Origin of the sequence: Dactylosporangium maewongense (assembly GCF_039531485.1) — a bacterium.
GTDB lineage: Bacteria > Actinomycetota > Actinomycetes > Mycobacteriales > Micromonosporaceae > Dactylosporangium > Dactylosporangium maewongense.
In genome coordinates this window covers 1,226,617-1,246,490 of sequence record NZ_BAAAQD010000001.1, presented here as the reverse complement: position 1 = coordinate 1,246,490, position 19,874 = coordinate 1,226,617, and the positions used below count along the sequence as shown (strand labels likewise).

The 19,874-nt window shown below is 75.5% G+C and carries 16 protein-coding genes; 8 read left to right on the top strand and 8 right to left on the bottom strand.

Annotation, left to right across the window (positions count from 1 at the left end):
* Positions 1-114 precede the first annotated feature (114 nt).
* Positions 115-1,068 (top strand): 4-hydroxy-3-methylbut-2-enyl diphosphate reductase, encoded by a 954-nt coding sequence (locus ABD332_RS05615; protein WP_344500738.1) that lies wholly within the window; start codon positions 115-117, stop codon positions 1,066-1,068.
* Positions 1,065-2,069 carry an adenosyl-hopene transferase HpnH gene (hpnH, locus tag ABD332_RS05610; RefSeq protein WP_344500178.1) on the top strand — a complete coding sequence of 335 codons (1,005 nt, stop codon included), beginning with the start codon at positions 1,065-1,067 and terminating at the stop codon, positions 2,067-2,069. Before ABD332_RS05615 ends, hpnH begins: the two co-directional genes overlap by 4 nt.
* A 7-nt stretch (positions 2,070-2,076) precedes the next feature.
* Here the strand turns inward: hpnH and ABD332_RS05605 are convergent, their stop codons facing one another.
* Positions 2,077-2,829: an SDR family NAD(P)-dependent oxidoreductase gene (locus ABD332_RS05605; RefSeq protein ID WP_344500176.1), complete on the bottom strand. Its 753-nt coding sequence runs from the start codon at positions 2,827-2,829 to the stop codon at positions 2,077-2,079.
* 75 nt (positions 2,830-2,904) lie between these two features.
* On the opposite strand from ABD332_RS05605, the gene ABD332_RS05600 reads away from it, so the two are divergent.
* From ABD332_RS05600 to ABD332_RS05590, 3 genes are read left to right on the top strand one after another with little or no spacing between them, the layout of a single operon-like run.
* Complete coding sequence (locus ABD332_RS05600) at positions 2,905-4,056, top strand: MGDG synthase family glycosyltransferase (RefSeq protein ID WP_344500174.1); 1,152 nt, start codon at positions 2,905-2,907, stop codon at positions 4,054-4,056.
* Positions 4,057-4,074: 18 nt separating this feature from the next.
* The gene (locus ABD332_RS05595; protein ID WP_344500172.1) at positions 4,075-4,983 is read left to right on the top strand and encodes a DMT family transporter; all 909 of its coding nucleotides are present in this window, start codon (positions 4,075-4,077) and stop codon (positions 4,981-4,983) included.
* Between the two features lie 26 nt (positions 4,984-5,009).
* A complete protein-coding gene (locus ABD332_RS05590) occupies positions 5,010-5,354 on the top strand; it encodes a transketolase C-terminal domain-containing protein (RefSeq protein ID WP_344500170.1) in 345 nt (114 codons plus the stop codon).
* Here the strand turns inward: ABD332_RS05590 and ABD332_RS05585 are convergent.
* Both ABD332_RS05585 and ABD332_RS05580 read right to left on the bottom strand, forming a co-directional pair.
* Positions 5,345-6,247, bottom strand: a complete 903-nt coding sequence (locus ABD332_RS05585) for a DMT family transporter (RefSeq protein ID WP_344500168.1) — start codon at positions 6,245-6,247, stop codon at positions 5,345-5,347. The two genes, ABD332_RS05590 and ABD332_RS05585, sit on opposite strands and share 10 nt — an antisense overlap.
* A gap of 284 nt (positions 6,248-6,531) precedes the next feature.
* Positions 6,532-7,008: an SPW repeat protein gene (locus ABD332_RS05580; protein ID WP_344500166.1), complete on the bottom strand. Its 477-nt coding sequence runs from the start codon at positions 7,006-7,008 to the stop codon at positions 6,532-6,534.
* Positions 7,009-7,281: 273 nt separating this feature from the next.
* Between ABD332_RS05580 and ABD332_RS05575 the strand changes: the two genes are divergently transcribed.
* Positions 7,282-9,216: a multicopper oxidase family protein gene (locus ABD332_RS05575; protein WP_344500164.1), complete on the top strand. Its 1,935-nt coding sequence runs from the start codon at positions 7,282-7,284 to the stop codon at positions 9,214-9,216.
* A 75-nt stretch (positions 9,217-9,291) separates the two neighbouring features.
* Here ABD332_RS05575 and ABD332_RS05570 read toward each other — a convergent pair whose 3' ends face one another.
* Positions 9,292-9,540: a helix-turn-helix domain-containing protein gene (locus tag ABD332_RS05570; RefSeq protein ID WP_344500162.1), complete on the bottom strand. Its 249-nt coding sequence runs from the start codon at positions 9,538-9,540 to the stop codon at positions 9,292-9,294.
* 13 nt (positions 9,541-9,553) lie between these two features.
* Entirely contained in the window at positions 9,554-10,975 is a 1,422-nt protein-coding gene (locus ABD332_RS05565) for a Fic family protein (RefSeq protein ID WP_344500160.1), read from the bottom strand.
* Positions 10,976-11,221: 246 nt separating this feature from the next.
* Here ABD332_RS05565 and ABD332_RS05560 point away from each other — a divergent pair, with 246 nt between their 5' ends.
* Entirely contained in the window at positions 11,222-14,434 is a 3,213-nt protein-coding gene (locus ABD332_RS05560) for an ATP-binding protein (RefSeq protein WP_344500158.1), read from the top strand.
* A gap of 92 nt (positions 14,435-14,526) precedes the next feature.
* Positions 14,527-15,669: a beta propeller repeat protein gene (locus tag ABD332_RS05555; protein WP_344500156.1), complete on the top strand. Its 1,143-nt coding sequence runs from the start codon at positions 14,527-14,529 to the stop codon at positions 15,667-15,669.
* On the opposite strand, the gene ABD332_RS05550 is transcribed toward ABD332_RS05555, so the two are convergent.
* The 3 genes from ABD332_RS05550 to ABD332_RS05540 form a co-directional block, all read right to left on the bottom strand.
* The gene (locus ABD332_RS05550; RefSeq protein ID WP_344500154.1) at positions 15,670-16,278 is read right to left on the bottom strand and encodes a thioredoxin-like domain-containing protein; all 609 of its coding nucleotides are present in this window, start codon (positions 16,276-16,278) and stop codon (positions 15,670-15,672) included.
* Entirely contained in the window at positions 16,268-18,037 is a 1,770-nt protein-coding gene (locus ABD332_RS05545; protein ID WP_344500152.1) for an ATP-binding cassette domain-containing protein, read from the bottom strand. Before ABD332_RS05545 ends, ABD332_RS05550 begins: the two co-directional genes overlap by 11 nt.
* Before the next feature lie 82 nt (positions 18,038-18,119).
* Positions 18,120-19,820: an ABC transporter ATP-binding protein gene (locus tag ABD332_RS05540; protein ID WP_344500150.1), complete on the bottom strand. Its 1,701-nt coding sequence runs from the start codon at positions 19,818-19,820 to the stop codon at positions 18,120-18,122.
* Between the last annotated feature and the right edge of the window lie 54 nt (positions 19,821-19,874).

Below are 19,874 nucleotides of genomic sequence, written 5' to 3'. Positions count from 1 at the left end.
GACCGGCCCGCGGTCTGCGTGCGGGTCGTCGCCGACACCGGTGCGCTGGTCCGGCCGGGCACCCTGAGGCAGCTGCGCACGGCGCTGGCGGCCCTGCCGGCCGTGGCCGCCGGGCTGGACGAGTGGGCAGCCGCCACCACGCTCCGCCGGGTCGTGCTCGCCGCGCCCCGATCGTTCTGCGCCGGGGTCGAGCGCGCCATCCTCGTCGTGGAGCGCGCCCTCGAGCTGCACGGGCCGCCGGTGTACGTCCGCAAGCAGATCGTGCACAACACGCACGTGGTCGCCGACCTCGCCGCGCGGGGCGCCGTCTTCGTCGACGACGTCGACGACGTCCCGGAGGGAGCCGTGACCGTGTTCTCCGCGCACGGCATCTCGCCCGCGGTCCGGTCGGCCGCCGCCGATCGGCGGCTGGACGCCATCGACGCCACCTGCCCGCTCGTCACGAAGGTGCACAGCGAGGCCCGCCGGTTCGCCGACCACGGCGACACCGTCCTGCTCATCGGGCACGAAGGTCACGAGGAGACCGACGGCGTGCTCGGCGAGGCACCCGACCGGATCCGCCTCGTCCAGGACGTCCGGGACGCCGAGCAGGTGCGGGTCGACGACCCGCGGCAGGTGTCGTACCTGGTGCAGACGACCCTCGCCGTCGACGACGTCGCCGACATCGTCGCGGTGCTGCGGGACCGGTTCCCGGACCTGGCCGCCCCGCCGTCCGACGACATCTGCTACGCCACGACCAACCGGCAGCTCGCGGTGTCCGAGGTCGCGGCCGCCTGCGGGGCGATGATCATCATCGGATCCGGCAACTCGTCCAACTCCCGCCGCCTGGTCGAGGTCGCCGAACGCGCCGGGACGCCCGCACACCTGGTGGACGGCGCGGCCGGCATCGACCTGCGGTGGCTCGCCGGGGTCCACACCGTCGGCGTGTCCGCCGGCGCCTCGGCACCACCTGTCCTCGTCGACGAGGTCGTCGGCGCCTTGTCCGGGCTCGGCGCGCGGGCCGCCCACGAGCACATCGCGGCGAGCGAGGACGTCGAGTTCATGTTGCCCAAGGAGGTACGGCGATGAGCATTCCACTGCGGCAGCGACTGCGGATCGGCCGGTACCTGGTCGCGCAGAAGCTGCGGCGCCGCGAGAAGTTTCCCCTGCTGGTCGAGCTGGAGCCGCTGTTCGCCTGCAATCTCAAATGCGCCGGCTGCGGCAAGATCGAGCACCCGGCCGACGTTCTCAAGCGCCGCATGCCGGTCGAGCAGGCGCTCGCCGCGATCGACGAGTGCGGCGCGCCGATGGTGTCCATCGCCGGCGGCGAGCCGCTCATGCACCCGCAGATCGACACCATCGCCGCCGAGCTCGTCAAGCGCAAGAAGTACGTGTTCCTGTGCACCAACGCGGTCCTGTTGCCGAAGAAGATCGACAAGTTCCGGCCGTCGCGGTACTTCGCGTTCACCGTCCACATCGACGGCCTCCGGGACCGCCACGACGCCTCGGTGTGCAAGGACGGCGTGTTCGACGAGGCCGTGGCCGCCGTACGGGAGGCGCAGCGGCGCGGGTTCCGGGTCACGACCAACACGACGTTCTTCAACACCGACACCCCGCAGACCGTCGTCGACGTGCTCGACCATCTCAACGACGAGCTGCGGGTCGACGAGATGATGATCTCCCCGGCGTACGCCTACGAGAAGGCCCCGGACCAGGAGCACTTCCTCGGCGTGGAGCAGACGCGCGAGCTGTTCCGCGAGGCGTTCGCCAACGGCCGGCGGCGGCGCTGGCGCCTCAGCCACTCGCCGCTGTTCCTCGACTTCCTCGAGGGCCGGGTCGACTTCCCGTGTACCGCCTGGGCGGTGCCGTCGTATTCGCTGTTCGGCTGGCAGCGACCCTGCTACCTGATGGCCGACGGATACACCGCCACCTACCGGGAGCTGGTGGAGACGACCGAATGGGAGCGCTACGGCCGGGGCCGCGACGCGCGCTGCGCCAACTGCATGGCCCACTGCGGCTACGAGCCGACGGCCGTGCTGGCGACGATGTCGTCGCTCAAGCAGTCGCTGCGGGCGTTGCGCACCGGATAGGACGGCGTCAGCCGAACCGGGCGGCCAGCCGCCGGTACAGGCCGGGGGCCGCCCCGCGGACCGCGACCGGCAGCCGCAACCAGCCGGGCGCGTAGCGTTCGGCGCTGCCGGTCGCGATCGCCCGGACCAGCAGGTCCGCGACCCGGTCCACGGGCAGCGGCCGGGGTCTGCTGCGCTCGTAGGGCCGGCCGCGGCGCCGGAAGAACTCGGTCTGCACGACGCCCGGCACGAGCACGCCGACCCCGACGCCCGAGCCCCGCGTCTCCAGCCGCAGGCTCTCGGCGAACGTGTCGAGGCCGGCCTTGGTCGCCGCGTAGACCGCCTCGCCGGCCACGCCCGTCCGGCCGGCGATCGACGTCACGAACATCACGCACCCGTCCCCGCGGGCGCACATCGCCGGCAGCAACGCCCGGGTGAGCCGCACCGGCGCGACCAGGTTGACCGTGACCAGCCGGTCGATGTCCGGCGGCGTCATCTCTCCGAACGGCCCGGCCCAGCCCACGCCGGCGTTGTTGACGAGGATGTCCACCCCGCCGGCGAGCCGCTGCGCCTCCGCGGCCAGCCGGTCCGCCTCCTGCGGGTCGGCGAGGTCGCCCTGCACCGGCAGCCCGCCGGTGCGCCCGGCCAGCGCCGACAACCGCCGCCGGTCCCGGCCGTGCAGGACGAGCCGCGCACCCGCGTCGGCGAGCCGGAGCGCCGCCGCCCAGCCGAGACCCGAGGAGGCGCCGGTGACGAGCGCGACCCGGCCCGCGATCCGCATCGGATCTCCCGTTCCGCGAGCTTCCGGCGACGCCCGGCGGTTAGAACCGCACGGTTTCGCGGTAGATCGCCTGTCGTGTCAATCACCGAGTCTGGTCCGGTCCACGCGGACCCGCACCGCCGCATCGTGGTGATCTCTGCCAGCGTCGGCGCCGGGCACGACGGCACCACCCGCGAGCTGGCGGCCCGGCTTCGCGATCACGGCTTCCAGGTCGACTGCCTGGATTTGACCGACGTGTTCCCGTGGCGGCTCGGGCGGCTGCTCCGTGGCACGTACCACAGCCTGCTGCTGCGGCTGCCGTGGATCTACGACGGCCTGTTCGCGATCGCCTGCCGGTTCCGGGGTGCCGGGCCGGTCATCCGCGCCCTGCTGCGCCCGGTGCGTTCCCGGATGCTGCGGGCGTTGCCCGCCGGCGCCGCCGCGGTCGTGTCGACCTACCCGATCGCCAGCCAGCTGCTCGGCCCGCTGCGCCGCGACGGGCGGGTCACCGTGCCGGTGATCACCTACCTGACCGACTTCGCCGCGCATCCGATCTGGTTCTCCCCCGGCGTCGACGCCCACTTCGTGGCGCACGAGACCGGCCGGCTCCTGGCGCTCGCCCACGGAGCGGGCGACGTCCGGGTGGCCGGCCGGGTGGTGTCCCAGCGGTGCCGCCCGGCGTCCGCCGCGGCGAAGCTGCGGGCCCGGCAGCGGTTCGGTCTGCCGCCGGACGGCCGGCTCGCGCTGCTCGTCGCCGGCGCCTGGGGGGTCGGCGAGGTCGCGCCGGCGGCCGCCGAGATCGCGGCCACGGGCGCGGCGATCCCGGTCACGGTCTGCGGGCACAACACGGCGCTGCTGCGCCGGATGACACGGGCCGGCACCGGACACGTCCTCGGCTGGGTGGACGACATGCCGGAGCTGCTGCGCGCCGCCGACGTGCTCGTGGAGAACGGCGGCGGGCTCACCGCGCTGGAGGCCATGGCCAGCGGGCTGCCCGTGCTCACGTACCGGCCGCTTCCCGGCCACGGCAAGGCGAGCGCGGCCACCATGGCCGAGGCCGGGGTGACCACGCTCGTGCGCGGCCCGGACGAGCTCGGGCGGGCGCTGGCCGAGGCCGCCGGTGGCGAGCGGGGCCGGCGGTCCCGCGACGCCGGGATGGCGCTGTTCGCCACGGATCCGGCGATCGGCATCGCCGGCATCGCCGCACGCGGACGGCCGACGCTCGCGGGTGCCGATGCCCGCGGATGACACCCGCGGTCGGGCGTCATGAGCGCTGTCGCGGTTGTCGCGGCGCTGGGTTCGGCGGCGGCCTTCGCCGTCGGTGCCGCGCTCGAGCAGAGTGAGGCCAAGAAGGAGGAGCGAGCGCCGCCGCTCGATCCCCGGCTGCTCCTGCGGCTGGTGCAGCGGCCCAGATGGCTGCTGGCCTGGGTGCCGGAGGGCATCGGCACCGCACTGCAGGCCGTCGCGCTCACCTTCGGGCCGCTCATCCTCGTCGAGCCGCTGCTGATCACCGGCCTGTTCCTGGCCATTCCGCTGTCCGCGGCCCTCAACCGGCGACCCGTCCACACGCGCGACTACGCCGTGGTGGCGCTCGGCGGCGCCAGCCTGGCCGCGTTCCTCATCGCCGCCGACCCCCGCCCCGGCATCACCGAGCCGTCGGTGAAGGACTGGCTCGGGGTCGCACTGTGGGCCGGGCCGATGCTCGGGGTGTGCCTGGCCGGCACGTTGTTCGCCCACAACGGGCTGCGGGCCGTGCTGCTCGGCGTCGCCAGCGGCCTGCTCTACGGCATCGCCGCGTCGTTGCTCAAGGCGTTGACCGAGCAGCTGTCCGTGGAGCCGATCGCCGTCCTCACCCGCGGGCAGACCTATGCGCTCATCGTCGTCGGGCTCGCCGCGGTGATCCTCAACCAGAACGCCTTCCAGAGCTCGCGGATCGCCGTGCCGCTCATGGCGATCACCATCGTCGACCCCGCCGTCGGCGTCGCGATCGGGGTCACCGCGTTCCACGAGCAGATCGCCACCGACGGGCCGCGGCTCGCGATCCAGGTGGTCGCCGGGCTCGCCATGATCGGCGGCATCTGGCTGGCCAGCACCACCCGGTCGGACATCCACCAGCAACAGATGGCGAACGGGCACGCCGGCCCGGCACTGCGGCGCGGACCGGAGACGAGCTGACGCTCACACAGAAAGGACGATGCCCAGTGATCGACTCCGGAGACGTCGTCGACCCGCGCTGGGTGCGCCCGGTCAACCCGGCGCTGGCCGACCTGGCCCGCGCGCACCGCCTGGTGGTCCCCGTCGAGGACGGCATCCGTGCGGGTGGGGTGGGCGCGGCGCTCGCGCAGTACCTGTCCCGGCGCGGCGTGAGCACGCCGGTGCGCACACTCGGGCTGCCGACCAGGTTCGTGCCGCACGGCGGCCGCGATGAGCTGCTCGGCCGCTACGGACTCGACCCGGAAGGGATCGCCGCCGCCGTCCTCGACGGCCTGGCGGACACGCACGGGGCGGACGCGGGCCCGCTCCGCGGGCACCCCGCTCAGCGGTGATGACCGATCCCGACGCGCAGATGGGGCGCGTGGAACCGGTGCTGGTGGTGCGCCTCGACCAGCCGCGAAGCGGCCACCGCGTAGACGCCGCCGATCATCACCGCGAGCGCGGCCACCTGCGCGACGATCAGCAGCGGCCCGACCTGCAACGCGCCGCCGAGCACGCTGACACCGATGGCGATCCCGGCGAGCGGCTCCGCGGCGGTCACCGCCGGATAGGACACCGACAGCGGCGCCAGCTTGTACGCGCTCTGGGCCAGCAGGATGCCGACGGCGGCGACCGCCACGACCGCGTACGGCGTCCAGGACGTCAGCACCGCAGGCAGCCCGGCGTCGAACAGCCGGTGCGCGGCGGTGCTGGTCAGCGCCGCCTGGAGCCCGAACAGCATGCCGGCGCCGACGCCGAGCACCGACGCCTCGTGCTGCGGCCGCATCCGCCGGGCCACGTGGACCAGCCCCCAGGTGACCGACCCGATCGCTCCGGCGGCGAGCCCCCACTGCCACAGCGGGGCGTCCGCCCGTTGACCTGGCTCCGGCTGGCCGGCCACCAGGAAGGCGGCCAGGCCGAGGACGACGGCGAGCGCGCCGATCCACTCGCGGGGGCCGAGCCTGTACCGGCTCCAGATCGCCGCGACCGGCAGTGCGAACAGCAGCGACGTGACCGTCAGCGGCTCCACCAGCGTGACGGTGCCGAGACCCAGCGACGCCCCGGTCATGATGTTGCCGGCCACGGCGATCGCGAGACCGGCCAGCCACAGCCGCTGCCGGAGCAGGTACGCCAGCAGCCGCCAGTGCAGTGCGCTGCCGGCCGGTGCGCGCACCGCCGCGCGCTGCTGGATGGCGTTGCCGACGCCGCTCAGCGCCGCGGCGCACACCGCGAGGACGTAGATCATCGCCGCGAGCTATCCGACGGCGCGGTGCCGGGCATCCGGGGCCGCTGTCATACCCGTCGTTCCTCCTCGCGTCGTCGAACCGGGACGCCATGCGTCGCGCGGGCCGCGGGGTTGCGTCACGCGATGCCGCGGGACCGCGTCAGGCGGGCCCGGGATGTGGAGGTGGCGCCCGAACCGCAACGAGCGCCACCGACTGTCACCACGCCTCACGCTACTCGCGGCACGGACCGGGCCGTCGCCACCGCTGGGTGATTGGCGGCCCGGGGTCCGCGCTCATCCGACGCTCACCGCGGGCCCTCGGACCCTGTCGTTCTGCCGCCCGTCCGGGTCCCGGTCCGGCCCGTCGTGAACAGGATCCCCACCGCCGCCAGGCCGAGCAGCAGCGTCAGCCCGCCGGTCACCGCATTGGTCCAGATGATGCCGGCGTTCCACTGCCGGGTCACGAACGGCGCGATGATGACCCAGCCGCCGATCGCCGCCATCGCCCAGCTCAGCCGGTACATCCGCGCCGGCGCCCAGGTCAGGCCGAGCGCGATCACACTCACCATGACCCCCAGGATCAGGTTGTTGATCGTCACGCTGGGCGCGGACATGTTGAAGTGCACGATCCACGGGGAGATCGCCAGCCACGCGCCCGCCAGCAGCACGAGGCCGTCGATGACGATCGCCTGGCCGCTGGCGGTGATTCGCTCATAGCGCTCACGCATCTCGGCGACGTCCGGATGTTCCGAGATCGTCCGGTAGCTCGATGCCTCGGACATGACGCACCTCCAAAAACTCATCTGCGTCGTCCTTACAAATTCAGCTACCCCTCCCGCCGCCGGAATGCACGTCGACCCGCCCGTCAGCCGGGCGATAAACCGGGTGATTCCTGCACCCTGCGCCCTGTTGCCGCCGCACGTCAGCCAGCCACCTCGCACCCGGACATGGGTCGTCGGCGGAGGCCGACGCGTGGGGCCGGCGCCTCAGGGTCGCGGGGTATGGTCCGCGGGACGCGGCACGGCTGTGCGAATCGTGCCGGGGTGGAGGGTCGGATGTTTCTGTGGGTGCATTACGCCGACATGGTGACCGCGTTGGTGCAGTTGCCGGTCGCGGTGGTGGCGTGGTGGGCCGCGACGGGGAGGCGAGCCACGGCGGAGAGGCCCTCCCGGACGTCGGCGGTGGCGTTCGCGGTGCTGCTCGGTGCGGCCGTGCTGCGGCTCGCGGCCGGGGTGGTGCTGCTGCGCTGGGGGTGGGAGTTCGCCGGGCCGCGGCTGGTGTGGGTGGCGCCGGCGCTGCTGGTGGCGGCGACGGCGTACCTCGGGTGGCTGCGCCCGACCGGGCGACGGCCGGGTGGGGCGGGCGCGGTGGCAAGCGCCGCGGGCATCGTGTCGGTGGCGGCGCTGGCGCAGCTGGCCGGGGTGGGCGCCGCGGCGGTCACCGGCGTCGCGATCGTCGCGGCTTCGGCGATGGGCTATGCGTACCGGAGGCTGCCGCGCCGTCCGGTGCCGGCGCGGGCCGGGCGGTGGCGGGCAGCGGTGCGGGCGGCCGTCGGTGTCGTGGCGGTGGCCGCGGCGACGGTGGGCCTGTCCATGGCCAGCGCGCTGCCGGCACGTAGCAGCATGAGCGGTGGCGCCGTGGACGACGGCGGCGGCGCCGTGGCGGGGCACCAGCACTCCGGCGGGATCAGCGTGACCGAGCTGACCGGCGCGGACGGTGGCGAAGCGGCGGTGCGCCGGTTCACGCTGACGGCGCAGGAGGCCACGGTACGGCTGGACTCCGGCGCACAGGTGGCGGCGTGGACGTTCAACGGCGTCGCGCCGGGGCCGCAGCTGGTGGTGCGGCAGGGCGATCTGGTGGAGGTGACGCTGGTCAACCGGCTGCCCGGGGCCGGGGTGACCGTGCACTGGCACGGCGTCGACGTGCCGAACGCCATGGACGGGGTGGCCGGGGTGACGCAGGACGCGGTCGCGCCGGGGGCCACCTTCGTCTACCGCTTCCGGGCATCGCGGGCCGGCACGTACTGGTACCACTCCCACGAGATGGCTTCCGTGCAGGTGCGGCGTGGCCTGTTCGGCGCCCTGGTCGTGCTGCCCCGGGACGCGCCGGCGCGGCAGGACGCGGTCGACGAGACGGTGCTGCGGCACACGTGGGGCGACGAGGACGGGGTGGCGACGCTCGGCCTGGCCGCCGGCGTGCAACGGCGGTCGGTGCCGGTCGGCCGGCCGGTGCGGCTGCGGCTGGTCAACTCCGACGGCAAGCCCGCCACGTTCACCGTGACCGGCGCACCGGTGCGCGTCGTGGCGATCGACGGCACCGGCGTGCACGAGCCGGGCGTGCTGCCCGGGGTCCGGATCCTCGTCGGCGGCGGCGCCCGCTACGACGTGGAGTTCACGATGCCCGACGCCCCGGTGACGCTGCGCGCGGACGGGCCGGGCATCGTCTACAGCCCGAGCGGCGACGCGGGCCCGGACCGTGCGGCGAAGGAGCCGGCGCTGCTGGACCCCGCCCGCTACGGCACCCCGGCCGCGACCCCGTTCGCGGCGGGCAGCCACTTCGACCGGCGGTTCGTCCTGCGCATCGACGAGCGGCTCGGCTTCTACGACGGCCGCCCGGCGGTGCGGTACACCCTGAACGACGCCTCGTTCCCGGACGTGCCGATGCTCATGGTCGCCGGCGGCGACCTGGTCGAGGTGACCTACGTCAACCGCAGCGGCCAGCACCATCCGATGCATCTGCACGGCCACCACATGCTGGTGCTGTCCCGCGACGGCCGGGCCACCACCGGCAGCCCGTGGTGGGTGGACACCCTCGACGTCGGACCGGGCGAGACGTTCCGGGTGGCGTTCCGCGCCGACAACCCCGGCCTGTGGATGGACCACTGCCACGACCTCGAACACGCCGCGAACGGCATGATCCTCCACCTCGGCTACACCGGGGTCACCAGCCCGTTCCTGACCGGCTCCGGCACCGCGAACCATCCGGAATGAGCCGGTCGGCGCCGCGGTGCCTCACCCGCGGCGATCCCGATCCTGGACCTGCTGCACTGCGGCCCGATCGCCGCGTCATTCGCGCAGGGTCTGGCTGGGCAGTTCGCCGTAGGTGGCGTGGTGGTGCTGGCTGAAGCGGCTGACGGTGAAGCCCCACCGGGCGGCGATCGCGGTCACGGTGCGCCCGTCGCCGGCGGTTGCGGCCAGGAGGTCCCCGCGAGCCCGGCTCAGGCGGACGCCGCGCAGGAACGCCATGGGGGTGGTGTCCAGGTGGCGGCGGAAGGCGAGTTGCAGCGGTGGCGCCCACCGGGCCGCTGAACGCACGGCGGCACCGCCGTCAGCGGCGGGTCCGCTCGACGAGCGCGGCGACGAACCCGGCCAGACCTTCGGCGCCGCGCGGGTCGGACGCCGGCCAGCGGGTCATCAGCAACGGCGCGGCGCGGTCCAGCACGACGCCTTCGCGGGCGAGCACGAAGTACAGCGCGAGCGCCGCCGACCGCCCGTTGCCGTCGGCGAACGGGTGGAAGAACAGCACGTCGAGGTACACCCGCGCGGCCCGCGACGGCAGCGGCACGGCCGGGTCGGTGGCCTCGGCGAGGCACGCGTCGAACGCCGCCGGCAGCTCGTCGTGGTACGCGTACCGTTCCCTGCCGGCCCTCGCCCAGGCCGACGTCGTGCGGAACGGTGCCGTGGCCACGGCGAGCACCTCCCGTTGCCAGGTCTCCAGGCGCGCGAACGTGAGCGGGCCGCCCTCGGCCGCGTCCGCACGCACCAGCTGCAGCGCGGCGAGGGCGCGGCCGGCGCCGTACTTCCGCTTCGCGAGGTGCTCGGCGATGCCGTCGCGTGCCGTGCGCGCCGGCCCGGAGACGTGCCCGGCGGCGTGCTCCCACCGGGCCGCCCGCCGGACCTGCCGCCAGGCCGCGAGGGTGTCGGGCACCACCGGTGGCTCTGCCCGCCGCGGCGCCCGCGCGGCGGCGGGCAGCTCGGTGCTGCGCAGGCTCGGCCAGTCCTGCGGCCAGGTGTCGGGCCACGCGTCGTCCGCTGGCGGCGTGACGCCGGTGAGCGCCGCCGCCAGGGACTCCGCCGCGTCGCCCACCTCAGCGCCCAGCGGGGAGACGTAGCTCCAGAACCGCCCGCCGATCGCGGCGTCGACGAGCGCGTCGTGCCCGTCGCCCGGCACCTCGGCGACGGCGAGGAACCACTTCAGGGCCAAGGTGCACATGGGAAACCAGTGCTCGTCCGCGCCGGACCGCGCCGCCACCGTCGCGACCAGGCCGGCGGCCGTGGCCTCCCAGGCGACGAACGCCGCGCGGGGCTCGGCGGGCAGCGGCAGGTGCCGCGCGAAGAGCTCGGCCAGGTCCTCGAGGAACACCCGCCAGTCCAGCAGCGCCCCGGCGACGGCCGCGAGCGTCTCCTCCGGCATCGTGATCGAGTCCCGGGCGCCGCTCCACCGCAGGATCAGCGCACCGTCGGCCGTGCGACCACCCATCTGGGCGGTCCAGCCGCAGGCCCAGGAGCCGTAGCGCTCAACGAGGGCGAGGGTCATCGCCCGCTGCCAGTCCCAGCGCGCCTCGTCCGCCGCGCGACCGAAGCCGCGGCCGGGTTCGTACTGCAACGGCGCCGGCACGCCACCCGCCGGAGCCACCGCGCGCACGACGTCGAGCACGGAGTCCGGGTCGAACGGGTGCCGGAAGGAGTCGACGTCCGCCCAGGTGAGGTTGTCGATCCGCGGCAGTGGGTCGTCACGCTCGATCGTCATCGCCGGCCATCATGCCACGGTGCCGGCAGGGACGGTGGCCCGCTTCACCGGCGCCGTCAGCACATTGTGGTAATGCCGCGTGGTCGACGGCTGCCAATTCCCGCGCATTGCATGCCACACAGTCGGATATGCGTCCGGATTCCGGCAACCGGGCCCGGTACCGGCTGGTCAAAGATAGCGCGGGGGCAATGCGACGCCAATGGCGAAGCCGTGCACGCATTGACGCATATGCATGGAAGGGGAGGCGTGGCCGAAACGACGACGGAGACGACCGGAGACTTCGATCCAGCCCGGATCGCCGCCGTGGACACCCTCGCAGGGCTGGCGCGCCTGCTGCGCGAGCTGCGCCGTCGGGAGGCGCGGCGGCAGGGTGAGCGCGAACTGACCTACCGGGAGCTGGCCGCCGCCACCGGCTGGTCCAGCTCGGTCATCGGGGCGTACCTCACCGGCGAGACGCTGCCGCCGACGAACCGGTTCGACGCGCTGATCCAGGCGCTCGGCGCCGGCCCGGCCGAGCAGCGGCTGCTCGCCACGGCGCGGGACCGGGTCGAGGAGCGGCCGCGCGGCAGCGGGAAGGGCACCGTGCGCCTCGGCGGGCCCGCGCTCGTCGGGCGGTCCGCGGAGCTGGCGGTGCTGCGTGCGGCCGTCGACGCCACGGTGCGCGGGGGCGGCGGCGCGGTGTTCCTGGTCGGCGACGCGGGCATCGGCAAGACGCGGCTGGCCACCGAGGCCGCGCGGTGCGCGGAGGCCGCCGGGCTGCGGGTGCTCAAGGGACGGGCGGTCTCGCCGGCGATGCAGTTCCGGCCGCTGCGTGAGGCGGTGCTGCCGGTGCTGCGCCACGACGGGCCACCGGACGATCCGATGCTGGTGCCGTACCACGCCGCGCTGTCCCGGCTCGTGCCCGAGTGGCGCACCGACCGGCCCGACGGCGCCGACGGCTCGCTCGTCGTCCTGGCCGAGGCGGTGCTGCGCCTGGCCGTGACGATCGGCCGGCCGCGCGGCTGCCTGTTGCTGCTGGAGGACCTGCACGAGGCCGACCCGGAGACCCTCGCCGTCGTGGACTACCTCGTCGACAACATCGCGGCGGAGCACCTGCTGATCCTCGGAACCACCCGGCCCGCGCCGGGCAGCGCGGTCGAGCTGTTCCGGGCCGCGCGCCAGCGGCGGTCGGCGGACCTGGTCGCGCTCGGGCGGCTCGACGAGGAGGCGGTCCGCCGGCTGGCCGGTGCCTGCCTGGACGCCCCGGACGAGGAGGTGCCGGCGGCGGTGCTCGCCCGGCTCGCGACGATCGCCGACGGCGTGCCGCTGCACGTCGAGGAGCTGCTGGCCGGCATGGTCGGCGACGGCGTGCTGGTGCACGACGACGGCGGCTGGACGCTGTCCGGCCCGGTCGACGCGACCCTGCCGGCCACGCTCGCCACCACGCTCGCCGGCCGCGTCGAGCGGCTCAGCGGACCGGCGCGCGCGATGCTGCACGCGGCCGCACTGCTGGGCCGGCGGTTCCGCGCCGAGACCGCGGGCGCGATCGCCGACGTCGCGGGGCTCGCGCTGGTGGCCTGCCTGCGCGAGGCGGTCGGGGCGCAACTGCTGGTCCCTGACGAGGACGACCCCGCGCAGTACCACTTCCGCCACATGCTCACCGCCGAGGTGCTGCGCGCCCAGCTGCTGCCGGTCGAGCGCGCGCTGCTGTCGGGCCGCGCGGCCGCCGCGGTCGAGGCCGCCGCCCCCGACGGCTGGCCGCTGCTCGCCGCCGAGCTGTGGTCGGCGGCCGGCGAGCCGCTCAAGGCGGCGACGCGGTTCGCCACCGCCGGCCGCCAGGCCACCGCCGAAGGCGCCCTGAGCACCGGCATCGCCCTGCTGGAACGGGCCCTGAGCCTGACCGGCGCCGACGGGTCCGGGCCGCGGCCGGAGATCGTCGTGGCGCTGGTCGACGGGTACGCCGACGCGGGGCGCATCGAGGACGCCCACGCCGCGGCCGCCCGGTTCAGCGGTCATGCCGAGATCCATCTGCGGCTGGCCCGGGTGGCCGCCGCCGCCGGTGACTGGCTGCCGGGCCTGGAGCAGGTGGCCGTGGTGCGTGACCTGCTCGGCCCGGACCCGGATCCAGCCGTCGCCGCCCGCGTCGACGAGGTGGAGGCGCGCCTGGCGTTCGGCAACCCGACCGCGGACCGGCGCGCCAGCGCACGGGAGCTCGCCCAGCGGGCGCTGGACGCGGCCGGCGCGACCGGGCAGCCCGACGTGGCGGTGGGGGCGCTGGAAACGCTGGGCCGGTGCGCCCGGCTGCACGACATGGCCGAGGCGGACGAGCTGTACCGGCGCGGGCTCGCCCTCGCCGACGAGCACGGCCTGGCCGCGCGCAGGATCGGGCTGCTGTACAACATCGGCGCCCACGACGGCATCCGCGACGGCGACGTCGACCGGCTCGTGGAGGCGCTCGCCGTCGCGCGGGACGCGGGCGCGGTCGTCACCGCGCTCGACATCGAGATCGAGCTGTGCATGGCGCGGATCTGCCGCGGCGAGTACACGCAGGTACAGGTGGCGGCCCGGCGCTGCGAGGAGACCGCGGCGCGGCTGCGGCTCACGCACTCGCGGCTGATCGCGCTCGGCGTGCGGATCATGGCGGCCGCGCACCGCGCGGAGCGACGCGAGGTCGACACGCTGATGGCCCGCTTCCGGGACCTGGGCGGGGAGGAGGACGACTTCTCCGCCGCGGTCCACGGCGTCGGTCTCGCGTTCGGGCATCTGCTGTACGAGGAGCACGACCTCGCCCGCGACGAGCTGGCCCGGTCGGTGGCGCAGGAGTCGCACCAGCCGACCTCCTACGTGTCCTTCATCAACGCCCCGCACCTGCTGCTGTCGGTCCGCGACGGCACGGCCGGCCGGGCCGAGTGCGCGGCCTTCGCCGCCTCGCCGCAGGCCGAAGCCGGCTGGAACCGGCAGTTCCTGCACCTCGCCGAGGCCCTGGCGGCGGCCCGGGCCGGTGCGCCGGCGGAGGCGGCGGCGAGCATGGCCACGTTCCTGGCGTCCTCCGAGCGCTTCCCGATGGCGCGGTTCCTCGGGCTGCGCCTGGTCGCCGACGACGCGGTCGAGCGCGGCTGGGGCGAGCCGGTGGCGTGGCTGCGCACCGCCGAGGCGCACTTCCACGACTCCGCCCCGCACGTCGCCCGCGCCTGCCGGGACCTGCTGCGCCGGGCCGGCGCACCGGTCCCCCAGCACCGGCAGGGCAGCGCGGTCCTGCCGCCGACCGCCCGCGAGCTCGGCATCACGGTGCGCGAGTTCGAGGTGCTGGCGCTCGTCGGCGAGCAGCTGAGCAACGCCGAGATCGGCCGGCGGCTGTTCCTGTCGCCGCGCACCGTCGAGAAGCACGTGGGAAACCTGCTGGCCAAGACCGGGCTGCCGGACCGGGGCCGGCTCGCCGGGTTCGCCGCCGAGGCGGAGACCGGCACAGAACATGGGTAGCCGCCCGCATGAACCTACGGGCGTTCCCCGCCGCCGGGGGCCCGTCCGCCGTTCCAGGATGGCTGCGTACCCGCACAACGAGAGGAATGCTCATGCAAGCCAAACGGTCGATGACCGTCGCGTTCACCGTCGCGGCAGCGCTGCTCGGCGCGCAGCCGGCGCACGCCGGCGCTGGGGTGAAGTGGTCCGCCGCGCCGGCGGTGCCGCTGCGCTTCGGTGTCACCGCCGCCCAGCTCAACGACGTGGCGGTGCTGTCGGCGAACGACGCCTGGGCGGTCGGGGAACAGGCGGACGGCCAGCGCCATCCGATCGCCGCGCACTGGAACGGCACAGGCTGGACGACCCCGAACCTGCCCGTCCCCACCGGCCCGCAGGGGCAGTACGGGCTGAGCACGGTCGACGCCACCGGCCCGAACGACGTCTGGGCGGCCGGCACCGACGCCTCCACCGCCCCGGTGTTCCTGCACGGCACCGCGACCGGCTGGCAGCGCGTGCCGTCGTCCGTGCCGGCCGGCACCGTCGAGGACCTCGACATGCTCTCCCCGTCCGACGGGTGGGCCGTCGGGAAGACCGCCCGGGGCACCGGGCAGCCGCTCGTGCTGCGCTGGCAGGGCGGCTCCTGGGCGTCCGTGGCCGCGCCCGAGATCGACGGGAGCCTCACGGCGGTCCACGCGGTGACCGCCGACGACGTGTGGGCGGCCGGCAGCCAGACGGAGCCCGACGGCAGCACCTCCGGGCTGCTGCTGCACTGGGACGGCACCGCGTGGACGGTGGCGGGGCAGCTGCCGCCGCTGCCGGGCGCGGGCGACGTGGCGTTCGACGACGTGAGCGCCGCCGCACACGGTGACGTCTGGGTGGTCGGCGCCCGCTGTACCGGCGAGGACGACTGCACGCCGCTCGCGCTGCACCTGGGTGCCGGCGGCTGGCAGGTGGTGCCGAGCGACGAGACCGCGACCCGGCTCACCGGCGTCATCGCGTTCGCCGCCGACGACGTCTGGATGACCGGCTACGTCGCCGGCACGCTCGACGCGGAGTCCGTCCACGTCGAACACTGGGACGGTGTCCGCTTCACCACCGACCAGCAGGCCGGGCGGGACCCGTCGTCCCCCAACGACGGCCAGGGACAGCCCGCGTCGGGCCTCACCGCGATCGCCGGCGACCCGGTGAACCGGGACCTGTTCGCCGTCGGCTGGTCCCTCGAGGTGCACGTCACGCCGTACGCGATCCGTCGCTGATCACGTCAGGGGAGCGCCCGTGCCGCCGTGGCACGGGCCTCCCCGCTCCGGCGTGAGCGGTCCTTCGCGGTACACGTCCAGGAACCGCTGCAGGCGCTCGTCGGCGGCGTCGTCCAGGCGCAGCTGCCGGCCCCACGCGCTGGCCACGACCGGCGCCGGGAGCCCCGGATAGGGGCTGACGACGGTGTACGGCCGGCGCCCGAGCAGCCGCAGCGCGGCAACCTGGCCGGCGGGGAGGTCGGGCCGGTAGGTCACCCACACCGCGCCGTGCTCCATCGAGTGCACCGCGTTCTCCGGCGGTACCGGCGCCGCGTAGACACCGCAGTTCAACCACACCGGCGCGTGCGGGCCTCCGGCCGGTGGGGTCCGGTCGTAGCGCACCGGATCGGTGGTGTGGAAGCGGGTGTGGATCGCCACCCGCTCGACACCTGGGATCCGCGGCTCCGGCTGCGGCCCGAACCGCCGGTACGCGACCACGTCTGCGGTGAGCACGAGCCCGGCGACAGCGACCGCTACGCCTGCGGCAACGGTGACGACGCCCCGTCGCCGTCGCCGGACCGGCTTGCCGGTCCACGGATCGACGGGCGCCACGGCGGTTTCAGATGCCATCGTCTGTTCCCTTCTCCGGCTCCCACAGCCCGACGAGCTGGCGGTAGCGCGGGCTGCGATCGACGAGCTGGTGGTGCGGTCCGGCCACGACCTTGCCCGCGTCGACGAGCAGCACCCAGTCGGCCCGGCTCGCGCTGCTGATGCGGTGCGCGATGACGATGAGCGTGCCGCCGCGCCGGCGCATCAGCAGCTCCGCGCGCAGCTCGGCGTCGGGGTCGAGGTGCGAGGTGGCCTCGTCGAGGACGACGATCGGGGCCGCCGCGAGGTAGGTGCGGGCCAGCGTCACCAGCTGGCGCTCCCCCGCCGACAGCCCGGCCCCGCCGGCGCTGAGGCGCTCGTCGAGGTCGAGCCGCCCGAGCCCGAACGCGTCGGCGGCATCGCGCAGGACCTCGTCGGAGGCCGCCGGCGCGAGGTACGCGAGGTTCTCCCGGACGGTGCCGGCGAAGACGTACGGCTCCTGCGGCGCCAGCGCCAGCACGCCGGATCCGGGCGCCGGTGGCGCGCCGCCGACCAGGACCGTGCCACCGGCCGGCTCGCGCACGCCGCAGAGCAGCGCGGCGAGCGTGGACTTCCCGGCGCCGCTGGGCCCGACGACCGCGACGTGCGCGCCGAACGGCACGGTGAACCCGGCGCCGTCGAGCACGGGCGCGGCGTCCTTCGAGTACGCGTAACCGACCGACTCGGCCACCACCACCGGCCGCGCCGCTGAGCCGGAAGGGCTGGACGGCCCGACCGGCCGCGGTTCGCCGGCGGTGGCTACGCCGCTCAGAGGGCCGCCGGCGGCGATGGCGTCGCTCAGGCGGGTCATGAGGCCGAGGAGCTCCGCGAGCCACCCGGCGCCGCCGTAGACCAGGAAGCGCAGCGCTGGGCCGAGGGCGAACATCACGTAGTAGACGGCGGCGACGAGCTCGCCGGTGCCGAGGCGGCCGCGGCCGATGAGGACCGGGGCCAGGGCGAGGAGCAGGACCAGACCCAGGTCGACGCCGACACCGACGACACCGTCGTGCATCGCGTCGGCCCGGCCGAGCGCCCGCGCCGCCAGCCGGGCCCGCTCGACCCGCTCCAGCACGGGCCGGGCCGCCGCGTCCTGGGCGGCGAAGGCGGTGACGTCCCGCCGGGCGCCGAGCGTCCTCACCACGTGCTCGGCGAGGTCCTCCTCGGCGAGCAGGGAGCGGCGCTGGCGGCGCAGCACGGCCCGGACCAGCAGCCAGTAGCCCGCCACGGAGGCGACCAGGCAGGGCAGCTCCACGAGCAGGATCGCCGGGTCCAGCACGGCGAGCCCGATGACGGCCCCGACCGCCACCGAGCCGGTGGCGTGGGCGTTGCGCAGCACCGAGGCGACGAGCATGCGCGCCTGCTCGACCTCGTCGACCGCCTGCCGGACGGCCGCGCCCGGCACCGGCACGTCCTCGCGCACGGCTCGATGCAGCCCCGCGGTGACCATGGCGGTGACGAGCTCGTCGCGCAGCGGCTCGACCACCCGCACCAGCGGCGGGAACAGCAGCCGCCCGGCGACCGCGGCGACCAGCCGCACCTGCACGAGCAGTGCGACCCAGAGCAGCCCGGTCCCGGCCCGGTGGGCGAAGAACCCGTCGTCGAGCGCGTGCGCGACGGCGATCCCGGCGACCGTCGTCGGCGCCGCCAGCACGACCACCAGCCCGCCGACCGCGAGTAACGGCCGCGGCCGCCGACGCAGTACGCCCCACAAGAGCCGCCACCCGTCCCGGACGGATCCGCCGCCCCCCATACCGGGGGTCATGCCGCCACCTCCGCTACGCTCCGGCGTCGGCCTGAGCCAAACCTGCTACATGGTGAGCGGCCCGAGACGCTTCGCTGGCCGCTCACGCCGCGCTCCCCTGGGGCACCGGGTCGTGCTCCACCGCGCCGAACAGGGCGCGGTACCCGGGCGCGGACCACAGCGCCCGGTGCGGGGCGTAGCCGCGGACGCGGCCGGCGTCGAGCCACAGCACGAGGTCGGCCGCGGCGGCCGTCGCCGCCCGGTGGGTCACCACGAGCGTGGTACGGCCGTGCCAGGCGTCCCGCACCGCGTGCGCGACCTCCGCGGCCGTGGCGGTGTCGAGGCTGCTGGTCGCGTCGTCGAGGACGAGGACCCGGGCGGGCTGGGCGAACGCGCGGGCCAGCCCGAGCCGCTGGCGCTCGCCGCCGGACAGCGGCGCGTCGCCCGGCGGGGTGTCGTAGCCGGCCGGCAGGCGCCGCACGAACGCGTCCGCGCGGGCCAGGCGGGCCGCCCGCATCACGTCCTCGTCGCGCAGGTCCGAACCGGCGGCGATGGCCGCGCCGAGCGTGGCGCCGAACAGGTTCGGCTCCTCGAACGCATAGGCCACCGCCGCCCGCACGTCATCCGCCGGCACCGTGCGCAGATCGTGGCCGTCGAGCAGCACCCGCCCGGCGTCGGGGTCGGCGTGCCGCCCCACGAGCGCGACGAGCCGCGACTTGCCAGACCCGGACGGCCCGACGACGGCCACGTGCGCGCCCGCCGGGATCGTGCACGAGACGTCGCCGCCGCGGCCGTCGAGGCGCACCCGGTCGAACGTCAGCCGGCCCGGCCCGGACGGGAGGCGGGCCGTGCCGCCCGGGTCGGGGGGTGGGGCGGCGAGCAGCTCGGCCAGGCGGCGGGTCCCCGCGAGGGCGCGCACCCCGGCCGCGAGCGAGTCGACCTGCTCCAGCACCATGAGGGTGAGCTGGCTGTACAGCAGCACGGCCAGGACGGAGCCGGGGCCCAGCCTGCCCGCGACCGCGCTCAGGCCGGCGACGGCGAGGACGACCGCGTTCAGCAGCGGGTCGAGCAGGCCCATACGCCAGCCGACGTCGCGCTGGGCGCGCCAGGACAGGCGGCCCGCCGCGCGCAGGTCGGCGAGCGGGGCGAGGACGCGGCGCAGCTCCCGGTCGTGGGTGCCGAGGGCGGCGATGGTCCGGGCGCCGCGGTGGGCGTCGACGAGGAGGTCGGCGAGCGCACCGCGGGCGGCACGGTAGCCGGCCTCGGGTTCGGCGCTGCCGCGCAGGAACGCCCGGACGACGAACCAGGACACGGCGAGCTCGGCGGCGACGACCACGGCGCTGCGCCAGTCGATGGTGCACAGCAGCACGAACGCGACGAGGCCACCCACCGACGTCACGGCCGAGCCCAGCACGATGTTCGCGATCCGCGCCGGGGTCTCGGCGTCGGACGAGCAGCGGGCGAGCAGCTCACCGTCGGGGAAGCCGGCGTCGTACGGCGGCCGACGCAGCGCCGCGGTGAACGCCGCGCCGCGGTGGCGGGCGGTGGTGGCGCTGGCCCGGTCGGCCGACGCTCGACTGGCCAGCGCCGATCCGGCCAGCGCCCCGGCGAGCACCAGCGCGAGGACGAGCACCGGCCGGGCCGCCGGTCCGCGGCCGGACATGCTGTCGATCACGGTGGCGAGGGCCATCGGGGCGGCGAGCCCGAAGCCGATCGACGCGGCGAGCCCGAGCAGGCCGACCGCGGTGCGGCCGGGGTGGTGGCGCAGCAGGTCCTGGGCGATGAGTCGGTACACATTCGGCACGGGTGCTCCACAGTGGACGCAGGTGGCGGTGGGCCCGGCCGGTTCGGCCGGGCC